This is a genomic window from Acidobacterium sp. S8 (genome assembly GCF_009765985.1).
Lineage (GTDB): Bacteria > Acidobacteriota > Terriglobia > Terriglobales > Acidobacteriaceae > Alloacidobacterium.
Genome location: NZ_LMUM01000005.1, coordinates 1 through 14,080 on the forward strand (window position 1 = coordinate 1; position 14,080 = coordinate 14,080).

Sequence of the window (14,080 nt, forward strand, 5' to 3'; positions counted from 1 at the left end):
AACCGCCACAGCACTTCGAGAACTTGCCTCGCGTCACCGTGCAGCTACCTATTTTCAATGAACAGTTCGTCATCGATCGCCTCATCGAAGCCTGCTGCAATCTCGATTACCCGCGCGAGCTGCTCGAAATTCAGGTCCTCGATGACTCCACCGACGAGACGAAAGAAGTGGCTCGCGGCATCGTCGAACAGTATCGAGAAGCCGGTCACCCCATCGTCTACATTTACCGCACTGATCGCTACGGCTTCAAAGCCGGAGCGCTCGACCACGGTCTGAAGACCGCAACCGGTGAATTCGTCGCCATCTTCGACGCCGACTTTGTGCCACCTCGCGAGTGGATCATGCAGGTCATCCATCACTTTGCCGAACCCGGCATAGGCATGGTTCAGACACGCTGGACGCACCTCAACCGTGACTACAGCTTCCTCACGCAGGTCGAAGCTATCCTGCTCGATGGTCACTTTGTGCTCGAACATGGCGGACGCTCACGCGCCGGGGTTTTCTTCAACTTCAACGGTACTGCGGGAATGTGGCGCAAAGTTGTCATCGGCGAAGCCGGCGGCTGGCAGCACGACACGCTGACCGAAGATACTGACCTCAGCTATCGCGCGCAATTAAAGGGCTGGCGCTTCAAATATCTTCAGGATGTCGAATGCCCCGCTGAAGTGCCCATCGAAATGACGGCCTTCAAAACGCAGCAGGCGCGCTGGGCCAAGGGCCTCATTCAGACCTCGAAAAAAATCCTGCCCCAGGTCTTCAAGAGCGATGCTCCGTTTCACACCAAGCTCGAAGCCTGGTATCACCTCACAGCGAATATCAGCTATCCGCTCATGGTCGTGCTCTCGACGCTGCTCATGCCCGCCATGGTCATCCGCTTCTATCAGGGATGGTTCCAGATGCTGCTCATCGACTTCCCCCTCTTCATGGCGTCAACCTTTTCGATCTCATCTTTCTATCTCGTCTCACAGAAAGAGCTGTATCCAAAGAAGTGGTATCGGACATTCCTATACCTGCCGTTCCTCATGTCGCTCGGCATCGGCCTCACCGTCACTAATACGAAAGCGGTTCTCGAAGCACTCCTCGGCATCCAGAGCTCATTCAAGCGCACTCCAAAATACCGCGTCGAAAAGCGGGGCGAAAAATCGCAGGCCGCGAAATACCGCAAACGTCTCGGCATCATTCCCTGGATTGAATTGCTCATCGGCTGCTACTTCGCGGTCACCATCTGGTACGCCATCACCAACGAGAATTACTTTACCGTGCCCTTCCTGCTTTTGTTCGTCGTTGGTTACTGGTACACGGGATTACTCTCGCTGCTCCAGGGTCGCTTCGAGCGCTGGCGCACCGGCGGCGCGAACCTCGAAGAATCCTCACCCAAGCCATTCCCCGTCGGCGTCTAGCGTACCTGTTTTCATTTTTCGTTTGCAGAATGCTGGAGCGTTGCTACGATGGGCATATTCCCGGCTCGCAGCAATGCTTTCTCCATCTCAATCTGGATAACGAACGATGAATACTCGCGGTGTATCTCTCGCCAAATGTTTTCTTGCGCTTGCTCCCATCTTCCTCAGCCTGATCAGCCTGACGGCAAAAGCGGACAGCCTCTCTGAATTAAGCCAGAGCTTCTGGCAATGGCGCGCCGTCGAGCAGCCCTTCACCAACGACGACATCCCGCGCATCGATCGCCCCGCGGATTTCAGAATCGATTGGACTACCGCAACCATCTCCGCGAGACGCAAAGATCTCACAGCATTCGAAACTCGCTGGAAAACCCTCGCGCCTTCCCCAAGTGCGCCCATCCCGCAACAAGTCGACTATCGCCTTCTCGGCTCCGCCATCGCTCGCGTTGAATGGGAGCTGAACATCAACCGCGAATGGCAACGCAACCCAGTGTTCTATGTCGATCAGACACTCGGCAGCCTCTTCGTGCTTCTCATGCCGCCGCCACCCTTCGACGCGCAGCGCCAGGCGCAGCTCATCTCGCGCCTTCAATCTTTTCCCGCCACACTCGACGCAGCACGCGAAAATCGCACCGATATGCGCAAGCCATTCGCGCAGCTGGCAATTGAAGCACTCGATGACTTGCCCAACCGCTTCAACACCATGTTGACTGCTCTCACGCCGCAGCTTGATCCCGCAACTGCAAAAGCAATAAAGGACAGCGCACCAGCAGCCATCAGCGCGCTTGAATCCTACCGCGACTGGCTCAAGCAGAAGCTGCCCACCATGCGCGAAGAGACCGCCATTGGTTGCGACAACTACATCTACTTCCTGCGCAACGTTGCCCTCATGCCGTATACCCCGGAACAGCTCCTCTCCATAAGCCGCCAGGAATGGGACCGCACCGTCGCCTTCGAATCCTACGAGCAGGCACGCAACACCGGCCTGCCGCCCATGCCCATCTTCCCTAATCAGCAGGCGCAGATCGAACGCGAGGAAAAGAACGAAGCAGAAATCCGTGCCTTCCTTGGAGCGCGCCACATCCTCACCGTGCCTTCGTGGATGAAGCATTATCGCAATCTCCCGCTGCCTGCCTACGTTGCGCCATTCTCCGATCTTGGTGTCACCGACGATCTCACTGGTCCCTCGCGCCTCGATCAAAACGGCACCAGCTACATTCGCGTGCCTAGTCCATCGCTCGGCTACTTCAATCTCTCCACAGCGCGCGACCCGCGCCCCATCATCGTGCATGAAGGCGTACCCGGCCACTACTTCCAGCTCTGTTTAAGCTGGGCGAACTCTGACCCAATCCGCCGCCGCTACTACGATTCCGGCGCGAACGAGGGCATCGGCTTTTACGCAGAAGAAATGATGCTCCAGGCCGGACTCTTCGACGATTCGCCGCGCACCCGCGAAATCATCTACAGCTTCATGCGCCTGCGCGCCCTGCGCGTCGAAGTCGACGTAAAACTGGCCACCGGTGAATTCACGTTAGAGCAAGCTGCCGATTACCTCTCGAAGACAGTTCCCATGGATCACGGCACTGCCATTGAAGAAGCCGCCATGTTTTCGAGCACGCCCGGTCAAGCCATCTCTTACCAGATCGGAAAAATTCAGATCATGCGCCTGCTTGCCGACACGCGGCAACAGAAAGGCGAAAAATTCTCGCTGCAATCCTTCCATGATTTCGTCTGGACGAACGGCAATGTCCCGCTCTCGCTGCAGCGCTGGGAGCTTCTCAACGACCCCGGTGATCTGCCGCCCGCACCGGACTTCGCAGCCTCTCACGATTGACGCCGGTTCGCTTCCAACGCGAATAGTACACTCGTTGGTATGAAATCCTTTTGTCGCGTAATGTTCGCCGTTACGCTTATCTTCGCCTCTGCCGCACTGCCCGCGCTCGACCGCCAGCCAAACGCCGATTACCACGCACGCCGCGTCGCCCTCGCGAATAAGCTGAATGGCGGCGTTGCCATCCTCTTCGCAGCAGAGGAGCCTTTGCTCGACTTCATGCCGTACCGGCAGGACGCAGACTTTTACTACCTCACCGGATGGAATGAACCCGGCGCGGCGCTCCTCATCGAAGCGCCGCAAGCTGCACAAGGCACACACCCCGCACGCCCCTACCGCGAGATTATGTTCCTGCCCACGCGCAACCTGCGCATGGAACTCTATACCGGCAGGAAACTTGACGCAGCCTCGCCTGACGCAACGCAGCTCACAGGCGTCGATGAAGTGAAGATGATGAGCGATCTCGCCGTCACCCTCAACCAGATGGCCGCAGAGAATCGCGCAGCCGCCTATCGCATCTGGTCAGAGCCGGACACCGAGCAGGCAAAAGCCCTCGTCCAATGGACAGCAACCACTCTCGGCATGGAAAGTGCGCCGCCCTTTTCTGATGTGCGTACGCCAGTGCAGCTGCTCCGCGCCACCAAAGACGCCGGCGAGCTCGCGCTGCTGCACAAAGCATCCGATGCCTCCGTGCAGGCGCAGTTCGCCATGATGAAGTCGGTTCACCCCGGACAGAAAGAGCGCACCACAACCGGCATCATCTACGAGAAGCTGCTCGAGAATGGTTGTGAGCGCCCGTCATACGCGCCCATCGTTGGCTCCGGAGAAAAATCCACCGAGCTGCACTATTCCGACAATAGCCAGACCATGCGGGATGGCGACGTCGTCGTCGTTGATGCGGCAGGGGAATACTCTATGTACGCTTCCGACATCACACGCACCATGCCGGTCAATGGACACTTCACCGCACGCCAGCGCGAAGTTTACGGCATCGTTCTCGGCGCGCAAAAAGCCGCCATCGAAGGCCTCGTCGCCGGAAAATCACACATCAACGACCCGCAACACAAATATCCTGACTCGCTCGACACCATCGCCTTTAACTACATGAACGCGCACGGCAAAGATCTGCACGGTGAGCCTCTGGGCAAATATTTCATCCACGGCATCGGCCATTCCGTCGGCATCGACGTACACGATCCGTATGACTACTCGCAGCCCATCCAGAAAGGCATGGTCTTCACCATCGAGCCGGGCATCTACATTCCGGAAGAAAAAATCGGCGTCCGCATCGAAGATGTCTTTTACGTGGATCAGGACGGCAAGCTCGTCGATCTGACTGAAGCGCTGCCTAAAGATGCTGAAGCCGTAGAAAAGGCCATGCGCAAGTAACCATGCAAATCGCACATTCATTCCTGGAGATTCTCGCAGGCTTCATCATCATCGTCGGCCTTATGGGAATCGCCACTGCGCTTCTGAAGCGTTTTGCTCCTGACCTCACACGCGAAGACGCGCCACCCGATCTCTTCATCATGGCTATCAATATAGGCGTTGGTCTCGCTTGTGGCTTGCTCGGCGGATATATAACAGCACGCTATGCAAGAGGCAATCCGCTGGTGCATGCACTTGTGCTGGCCATCGTCGTACTGTTGCTCAGCGCGCTTTCGTCGTTACAGATGAAAGGCAAACAGCCGATCCACTATCTGCTCATTCTCACGACAATTCCCTCGCTCGCCGTCCTCGCAGGAGGCGTAATCCGCCTGCATCAGCTTGGTGTCTATTGATAGACAAAAAAGGGCGGCCGAAGCCACCCTTTTTTTGTTTTCATCTGCACTGTTCAGAAGCGAATACCGAACGTGACTGGGATCAGGCTTGAAGTGCCGGAACCATATGGATCCGAGGAGCTCGCGATCGGCGAATCCACCCACGTATAGCGGGCTTCCGTAAAGAGCTTCGCCTTACTGTCCGGCCCAAAAGCCTTCCAGTAAAAGCCCGCTCCAATATTGAGACCCCCCTGGTTGCTGGATGAGTGCGCGACGGTAGTCGGATAGTACCCCTCATAGCAGTAGTAGTAGCAGCTTATTCCCAACACCGGCGCGGTAAAATTCGTCACCTTGCGATAGAAACCGCCGCCTCCGGTTATATACGCTCCCGTCGTGGGTGTAACAGGCAGGTAGAAGATCGGGTCAAGCGTGATCGACCACGTATTTACGTTGCCTCCAAGAGGCACGTTCGATCCGCTGTCGATCGCGAGCTGCGTGAGCGTGCTTCCTGGAATTTTGTCACGGTTAAACTGATACTCCAACAAGGCGCCAATGTGTTTCGTAAAATTCCACCCCCCACCCAACTTGAGGTTATAGCCATAGGTTTCCCAGCCATGCGAGGTGTTGCCCACCGGCGCTGTAAATCCTCCACCCGCTTCAAATGCTAGCTTGCTCCAACGACTCTCGTAAGATTGATATCCGCCGTTCGTCTGTCCATACTGCGGTTTCGGGGAGGGATTCGGATCTCCGGTCAATGAAGCGCCGTCGATATCCTCGCCGCTGAGATACGACTTGTTGTCATCCGATGAGCTGAAGTGACCAGGGGTATCACTCTGGGCACGAGCCATGATTGGAAACGACGCCAAAGCGATAGCAGTTACGGCAATGGCGAAAGGCCGCGATAATTTACGCGAAAGACTGCAACTTACCACCATAGATTCCTCATTCGCTGCAATTTTCGGGCTTCGTGGGCATGCCCTTTTTTCTCTACAACCCCATTCGGATGCATTTGATTCGGTGGATGATGCATTTACCAGAAAATAACTCCCTGCCTCGCTGGAGACAGGGAGTCAAAAATGCTTAAATGCCGCTTAGTGGATGTCGAACTGCTCGGGATGCAGAGCAGGATCGCTCTTCACAATAATCGTCTTACTCGTCATCTCCTCAATTTCATTCAGCCAGCGTGCGTTGTTCGCCTTCAGCGTTTTTACCACTTCAGGGTGTACGCGCAGCAGCACATCATTGCGTTCCAGATGCTTCTGCATCTTTCGCATCTCGGTATAGATTTCGTTGCAGACCGTCATCGGGCTCTTCACCATGCCGGTACCCTGGCAGATGTTGCAGGGTACGCTCAGCGTTCGTTCCAGCGACTGCTTGACCCGCTTGCGCGTAATCGCAACCAGACCGAAATCATTAAACTGCAGAACCTTCGAAGGCGCGCGATCCGCCTTCAACGCTTCTTCCAGAACCTGCATCACCTTGTGCCGGTTCTTGCGCTCATCCATGTCGATGAAGTCGATCACGATAATGCCACCCAGGTCCCGCAGGCGAATCTGCCGAACTATTTCCGGAATGGCATCAAGGTTCGTCTTAAGGATCGTGTCTTCCAGGCGAGCCGTCTTGCCGACATACTTTCCAGTATTGATATCGATGGCAACCAGAGCTTCTGTCTGGTTGATGACAATCGAACCGCCGGATTTGAGCCACACCTTCGAGCGCAGTGCCTTAGTGATCTCATCCTGAATGCCGAACTGTTCAAAGAGCGGCGTCTCTTTCGTGTAGAGCTTTACGCGCCGCACCAGCGAAGGCTGGAAGCGGTTCAGGAAGCGCACCACGCGCTCGTATTCGGTCTCGCTGTCAACCCAGATTGTCGAGAAATTATCGCTCACCTGGTCACGCAGCACGCGCTCGACAAGGTTGAGATCGTGATAGATCAGTGACGGAGCTTTGCCATCATCCGAACGTTGCTTAATGTCGTTCCACAGGCTGATCAGGAACCGGAGATCTGCGCGAAGCTCATCTTCGCTCGCTCCATCCGCAGCCGTGCGGACGATGAATCCGCCCGAAGCCGTTCCCTTCTCGCTGATCAGAATCCGCTTCAGCCGCTGACGCTCTTCGTCCGATGAAATCTTGCGCGAAACGCCAACATGATTGACCGTCGGCATAAACACCAGGAATCGGCCCGGCAGCGCGATGTGGCTGGTGATGCGCGCGCCCTTCTTGGCGATCGGTTCCTTGGCAATCTGAACCAGGATCTCCTGCCCCGGCTTCAGCAGCTCGGTGATAACAGGCAGATCGGTAACCTGGGCGGATGCGCGACGCGGTCCACCACCTCCGTTACCGCCTTGACGACGGCGTCCATGGCGCCCGCGTCCTCCGCGACGGCGATCACGCTGATCCTGCTTGCGGGGTTCCGTCTCGGCATGGGCATCGGCGGAAACTTCTTCTTCCGCGGTCTCTTCTTCTATCTCTTCCTCATCCTCGTCTTCGTCCACTTCTTCGTAGGGCAGCTCTTCCTGCTCCTGCTCGGCAAGTGCGCCTTCAGGACCGAAGTTCAACCGCTGGTTGATGTGCAGGTCGCGCACCATCGCTCCCAGATCGGCTCCATTCATCTGGTGATCGAGTGTCTCTTCCTCAAGGTCTTCCAGATCGTGCTCATCGGCATGCGCGTGGATCGGCTCAAAGTCATACTCCTCTTCGTCGATGACTTCTTCTTCCAGAAGCCCGGCGCCGGGAGCAAACAGCTTCTCGTCCTCAATCTCCACAGGGGCAGCTTCTATTGCCACCGGCTCGATCGTCTCTTCCTCTTCCTGAAATTCAACCGTGATCTCAGGTTCGGCAACTGCGTTTTCTGTAACTTTTTCAGTTACATAAGGCACGAATGCCGGTGCAGCCTCTGGCGCTTCGATATGTTCTTCAATTTCCTCAACATCGCTGGAGATACGAAATTCACTCGGCGCTGCTACATCCACGTGGTGCGAAGCCGACGCATGCTCCGGATCGTACTCATGCTCTTCCTCGACCGTTTCCACAGCTTCAGAATGTTCTTCTTCGTGAACTAGAGCTACCGGCTCGACGATCGCCTCCGGCTCAGAGCTATGTGCTACTTCTTCGGCATTCTCAGCAGCAGAAGTAGCCTCCCGCATGGGCTCTTCGACAGCGACAGCAGCAGGCTCTTCCGCCACCGGCACGTCAGGAGTTTCCTCCACGACCGTCTCTGCAGCAAACTCCGGAACAACTGCCTCGGGAAATGCCTCGTGCGCTTCAGCCTCATCTACAGCTGGCACCACCGGAACCACAGCCGCGACTTCCCCGGCAGGCACCACTGGCGCTTCGCTCGCGCGGCTGCGACGTGCACGCGACTCACCTGGAAGCAGCGAGTTGCCGTCCCACTGAATCGGCCCTTCAATCAACGTTGATGGCTTCGAAGTATAATTCGTTTTTGCAGGAGCCGGAGCGGCAGCAGCCTTGGCTTCGCTTGCGGCAGGCTGGCCGCCGTACTTCGAAAGCGACTCCCCTGGAAGCAGCGCCGGCGTGTGCGACACGACAGGCGTATCAAAATGCGCGGCTGGAATTCCACCCGGAGCACCATGCTCCGGTAAAGCTACCGGCTCGGCAGAAATGCTTTCTGCGATCGCTTCCGGCGACTCGATATGTCCGTTGTCCTCGCGCTGTTGCTGACGTCCATCCCGGCCCTTGCGGCCACGGCGGCCACGCCAGCGGCGTGTGCCCTGCTGAAAGCGCTCACTGGGTCCCTGTTCACCATCGTTCTGTTCTGCGGGTTGCTCGCCGCTGCTCTCCGTCTCTTCCCGGACAGGCTGTGCTTCCCGGCGCGCCTCTTTTTGCTGCTGCGGTTGCGATCCGCCAATGCGCTCAAAGTCCGCCGAATCTTCCTGCTCTTCGAGAAAATCGGTGACATAAAGAAACGCGTCGCGCTCCAGCCCAAGATCGACAAACGCTGACTGCATTCCGGGCAGAACGCGCGTTACACGGCCTTTGTAAATGGAACCCGCGAGGGTATATTCGTTTTCGCGCTCGTAGTAAATCTCTGCGAGCTGATCATCTTCCAAGATTGCAAGCCGCGTTTCATGCGGCGTGCTTGAAATGCATATTTCCTTTGACATGCTGCCTCTCTTGCCCGGCAGCTCTCAACGAGCCTGGGGCAGCGGACGAGGCAGATCAAACCGGAAAACCGGACGAGACCAGAGATGACAAAGAGATGGCCGGTATCCGCACAAATCCACGGTCGCGCCCGCTCCCGGGCGGAGGTCCATGAAAAGGTTGGGATATTTTCGGGAGGCTATCTGGGCGCAGAGAGTTTGTGACCGCTTCAACCCATTCATTCGGCGGGGTCGTTACCCGTCTCAGCGCGCTCATTCTGATCCTGACCGGCCCGGTGACCCACCACGGCCGGCTAATAATTAACTTTCTTAAACTTCCTAAAATCAGCCTTGCGCCTTGCAAGGCCCCTGCAAAAAAACGGTCCGCCCTTCAGTTCACGAATCGGTTCATCCGGACATTCATCACCATGCCCAGGGCAAGAAACGTGAACAGCACCGAAGATCCACCGTAACTCATTAACGGTAAAGGAATTCCGGTTACCGGCATCAGCCCTATCACCATACCGATGTTGACCGCGATCTGAAAGATCAAAACGGCCACCACGCCCATCACGATGAGCGTTCCGGGTAGGTCAGCAGCTGTTTGAGCGTTCTGAATCAAACGCATCAATATCAAAAAGTATAGCAGCAAGACGATTGAGGCGCCGATAAACCCGTGTTCCTCGCAAAATGCGGCAAAAATGAAGTCGGTATAGGGAATCGGCAGGAAATCTCCCTGCGTCTGCGTTCCCTTGGTTGCGCCACGGCCGAAGACCCCGCCATCGCCCACCGCAATCAGCGACTGTCGGATCTGGTAACCCGACCCTTTCGGGTCATCATCGGGATTCATAAAGCTGGTCAGCCGCGCCTTCTGGTATGGCTTCAGCACCTTACCGCTCTTCCAGATCACCCCAACCGCCAGCAATCCCACCAGAATAATAATTCCGGCCTTCTTCCAGTCGATGCCGCCAAGAAACAGCCCCACCAGCAGAACCGGCGAATACGTCAGCGCTGTCCCCAGATCCGGCTGCTTCAGCACCAGAAGCATCGGAACGCCGACCAGAGCCATGGCCTTGAAGATGTCTTTCCAGGTCAATTCCCTGCCAGAAAGTCCCCAAAAGTAGCGCGCAATGGCCACAATCAGCACCAATTTCACCCATTCTGATGGCTGAAAATGGATACCGCCCGGCAATTTAATCCACCGCCGTGCACCCAGTACCTTGGTCCCCACCGCCAGCACAGCGATCAAAGAAACAATGCAGAACCCATAAATCCAGTGAATAAACTCAAGCAGCCGGTGGTAATCGATGACAGAAAAAACAAACATCGCTCCCAGACCGCCCAGCAGCCAGAGCATCTGCATTTTGTGGAAGCCAACAAATTTGGTATGCATCGTGGCGCTGTAGATCTCAAGAATGCTGATGATCGAAAGAATCAGCACGAATCCCAGCAGGGTCCAGTCAAAATCACGGAACGAGAGAAAACGTCGCATCTACGATTAATTTCCCCCAACCATCGCCGTGGCCAGCGTACTGGTTTTTACCGGAGGCATGGTCAGATAAAAGTGGCCGCCCCACATCTCCGCCTGATCGCCCTGCGGCTTCACCACCTGCTTGCCGCCAAAAATCTTCGGCTGGCTGGGATTATCCCAGATTGCCCCCACATCCACTTTGTTAGGAGTCTTCGCGATCAGATTATTCTCGAGCCGGCGCTGCTTATTCACGTACGCCGCAATCACGCGGGCAGCAAGACGGCCCGCCAGTTTTCCGTGCTCGCCTGCCTCGAAAAGAATGCAAACCACGATGTCCGGATTGCGCCGCGGCGCGAAGCCTACGAACCACGCATTATCTTTTACCGAATGCGCATGGCCCAGTCTTGCAGCCAGCGCATTACTCATCGTCTGCGCGCTGCCCGTCTTGCCTGCAAAATCAATGCCTTCAAGATGAGCGCTGGGATCGGTTCCATAACCGGGCTGCATCACCTGAGCCATCGCGTCGGTGATGGTCTCCCAGCTTGCCGGATCAATCGGCACAACCTTATCGCCGGAGCCGGGAAAAGTGTCATACATCGCCTTGCGGTAATCGGCAGGCAATTCATCGGGGAAGATGACATGCGGACGCTTCAACGCCCCACCGGAAGCAATCCCAGACAGAGCACGCGCCATCTGCACAGGCGTTGCCGTGACAGCGCCCTGTCCAATGCCCACCGACGTCACCTCACCCGGATACCACTTCTGGTGGAAAAGCCTCATCTTCCACTCTGCTGAAGGCATCGTCCCGGAAACTTCATTCGGTAGATCAATACCGGTCTTCGATCCAATGCCAAATGCGTGGGCCCATTTCGCAATCCTTTCAATTCCCAGCTTCGCCGCCAGAGTGTAAAAGAACACATCGCAGGATTGATAAATGCCCTTATCGATATTCACTTCGCCGTGGCCGCCGTGCACCCAGCACTTCTGGTAAGTCCCGAACAGGCTCACTCCACCCGAGCAATGCACCTTCAAATCCTGCGCAACCCCTTCTTCGAGGCCAGCCGCAGCCATGATGATTTTGAACGTGGACCCCGGAGCCAACTGCGCCTGAATCGCCTTATTCAACAGCGGATGCTCCGGATCGGTGACCAGCTTATTCCACTCGTCTCGTCCGATACGCACCGCAAAAGCATTCGGGTCGAAGACTGGCCGGCTCACCATCGCCAGCACTTCGCCCGAATGTGGGTCCATGGCAATGATGGCGCCATTGCGATCGCCCAGCGCATTCTCAGCCGCGCGCTGAATATCGATATCGATCGTCAGCTTCAGGCTCTTGCCCGGCACCGCATGCTCGGTTCCCAGCTTGCCCACTTCCCTGCCGTGGCTGTCGACGATCACGTCCTGCGAGCCGTCTTGCCCTCGCAGCATGGCATCGTAAGACTGCTCCACTCCCGACCTGCCGACCACGTCGCCCGGCTCATAATAGGCGTATTTCGGGTCGTTCAGCATATCTTCGCTGACCTCGCCCACATAGCCGATCAGGTGCGCTGCAAATCCATCTTTCGGATAAAGCCGCCTCTGCTCCTCGACCGTTTCCAGCTCCGGAAACTCGTCGCGATGCGCCTCGATAAATTCATGCTCATCCGGAGTGATGTCCTGCTTCAGCGGCAGAGGCTGATACTTCGGAGCCAACTGATATTTCTTGAGGATCGCCACGATCTGGTCGACCGTCATGTTCAACCCGCGCGCAATCATCGGCAGGTCGGCCATGTAGTCATGCCCCTGCTCGCGCACCAGGTAACAGGAAATAGAGGGGTAATTATCGACCAGCAGCCGTCCCTCGCGGTCAAACAGCTTGCCCCGCGGAGCCAGAATCGGAACCTTGCGAATGCGGTTGGCTTCGGCCAGCGCGTGATAATTCTCCGCGCCCACCACCTGCAGCCGCCACAGGCCAAAGACCAGAATCAGCAGTATTGCGACGATCACATACTGAATGACCGTTAGCTTGAATCCTGGCAATTTTTCTTCCCGGTTGAGCATGCTGGTTACTTCTCTTCGCTCCCGTCGAAGCTATCACTAGAATACCTGTAAATGATGACTAATACGCCTTTCCACCCGTAGCTATCTGGTGTCCCCATATCAATTCGGAATCCCCGGGTGCCCCATCCTTTCGCGTCTTTGGCGAAAGGGTGGGATAGCCACTAGCCCGAACCCGCTAATTCGGAATCGCATGATCCGCCGGAATATCCTCGCCAGCCCAGATGCGCTTCTGTGTCCACGGACGCGCCGGAGCCGTCCAGAACGGATCGCCCGGCGGTAATCCAAGCTGCAAAAGCCCCACCGAGCAGAGATACAGGCTTCCCGTCGAGATATAGCCTTCGCCAATTGACGGCTGATGCCCCACCGCCCCAATCTCGAGCCAGCCATGAGCATCGAACGTGCCCGGCGCTTCCATCGTCTTCCGCACCACCGCCGTCAAAGCCGCACGCACCGCACCCGAGTCGAGCGACGACGGAAGCCGATGCATCCAGGCCATCTCCGACAACACCTGAAACGCACCAAACCGATAGGCGCTCGACCGGCCTATGACAGGAAACGTCCCATCCGGCGCAATCAGCCGTTCCTCAATCGCCGCATATCGCTGCGCCCGCACCAGCTCGCCATCGTACAGCTTGCCCAGCGGATGCTGCTTCTCCGCACAAACCCGCAGAACCTCAAGCAGCAGAGGATGGATCACAAAACTGTTGTAGTAATCCCAGTGAAACCGCTCCCCATCGCCGTAAACCCCGTCGCCCTTGTACCACTCCATATGGCGGTTCACGGCAGTTTCAATCGGCTGCATCTCGCACTCGCCGGTAAACTCCCACAACGCCGCTTCAATCACCGCGCTGAAAAGCAGCCAGTTGCTTTCAAAAGGATGAATTACCCGAGTCGACTTGAGCGCTGCCGCCACATTCGTCCGCTGCTCTGCCGTCAGATTGCCCCAGAGCTGCTTCGGCGCCCTTAACAGCGCCAATGAAAGAAACGCTGCATCCACCAGCGGTTGCGAACCGCGGTTGAAATTCATGAAATCCGGCGACTTCGGATCGGTAGCGTGCGCAATTCCCGTCACCGCCATCCGGATATAGTGCTCTCGCAACTGCCCTTCGTCGCTCTGATCAGGACCCAGCTCCAGCCACGGCGCCATACCCGCCAACAGTCTTCCCAGCGCCTCTAAATGCGTATAGGCCGCCCGATCGGTGGAACCTTCGACAGGCATCGTCTGCTTAAGTTTATTTTGATCGAGCGCAGTCAATACCGGATCAGCCAGCTTCTGCATCACCTGAATGGAATACTCCCGGTCCTGAGCCCCGGTACTCGTCTGTCCGTATGCCGCCAGCGGAAGCAAGCCGCAAATCATCAGAGAGACAAAAGCATACTGCCGCTTAGATTTGTCATCGCGACCGAAGCGGAGAGCCCGCAGCGGAGGGGCCTGCAGTTTTCTTAGCGGCTGCATAGATACAGCTGCCCACCCGTCAACT

General features: G+C 56.7%; 9 protein-coding genes. 4 read left to right on the forward strand and 5 right to left on the reverse strand.

Annotation, left to right across the window (positions count from 1 at the left end):
• The 4 genes from GSQ86_RS01605 to GSQ86_RS01620 form a co-directional block, all read left to right on the forward strand.
• Positions 1 to 1,400: cellulose synthase family protein (locus tag GSQ86_RS01605; protein ID WP_158748218.1), on the forward strand; the 1,400-nt coding region annotated here is incomplete at its 5' end.
• Positions 1,401 to 1,506: 106 nt separating this feature from the next.
• Entirely contained in the window at positions 1,507 to 3,231 is a 1,725-nt protein-coding gene (locus GSQ86_RS01610) for a DUF885 domain-containing protein (protein WP_158748219.1), read from the forward strand.
• A gap of 39 nt (positions 3,232 to 3,270) precedes the next feature.
• Entirely contained in the window at positions 3,271 to 4,617 is a 1,347-nt protein-coding gene (locus GSQ86_RS01615) for an aminopeptidase P N-terminal domain-containing protein (protein ID WP_174239930.1), read from the forward strand.
• A gap of 2 nt (positions 4,618 to 4,619) precedes the next feature.
• Positions 4,620 to 5,009: a hypothetical protein gene (locus GSQ86_RS01620; RefSeq protein ID WP_158748220.1), complete on the forward strand. Its 390-nt coding sequence runs from the start codon at positions 4,620 to 4,622 to the stop codon at positions 5,007 to 5,009.
• Positions 5,010 to 5,062: 53 nt separating this feature from the next.
• Here the strand turns inward: GSQ86_RS01620 and GSQ86_RS01625 are convergent, their stop codons facing one another.
• From GSQ86_RS01625 to GSQ86_RS01645, 5 genes are all read right to left on the reverse strand, one after another.
• A complete protein-coding gene (locus GSQ86_RS01625; RefSeq protein WP_158748221.1) occupies positions 5,063 to 5,923 on the reverse strand; it encodes an outer membrane beta-barrel protein in 861 nt (286 codons plus the stop codon).
• A 156-nt stretch (positions 5,924 to 6,079) separates the two neighbouring features.
• A complete protein-coding gene (locus GSQ86_RS01630; RefSeq protein WP_158748222.1) occupies positions 6,080 to 9,112 on the reverse strand; it encodes an Rne/Rng family ribonuclease in 3,033 nt (1,010 codons plus the stop codon).
• A 367-nt stretch (positions 9,113 to 9,479) separates the two neighbouring features.
• Positions 9,480 to 10,580 (reverse strand): rod shape-determining protein RodA, encoded by a 1,101-nt coding sequence (gene rodA, locus GSQ86_RS01635; protein WP_158748223.1) that lies wholly within the window; start codon positions 10,578 to 10,580, stop codon positions 9,480 to 9,482.
• Positions 10,581 to 10,586: 6 nt separating this feature from the next.
• Positions 10,587 to 12,599 (reverse strand): penicillin-binding protein 2, encoded by a 2,013-nt coding sequence (gene mrdA / locus GSQ86_RS01640; RefSeq protein WP_158748224.1) that lies wholly within the window; start codon positions 12,597 to 12,599, stop codon positions 10,587 to 10,589.
• Positions 12,600 to 12,774: 175 nt separating this feature from the next.
• Positions 12,775 to 14,055 (reverse strand): DUF2264 domain-containing protein, encoded by a 1,281-nt coding sequence (locus tag GSQ86_RS01645; protein ID WP_216840966.1) that lies wholly within the window; start codon positions 14,053 to 14,055, stop codon positions 12,775 to 12,777.
• Between the last annotated feature and the right edge of the window lie 25 nt (positions 14,056 to 14,080).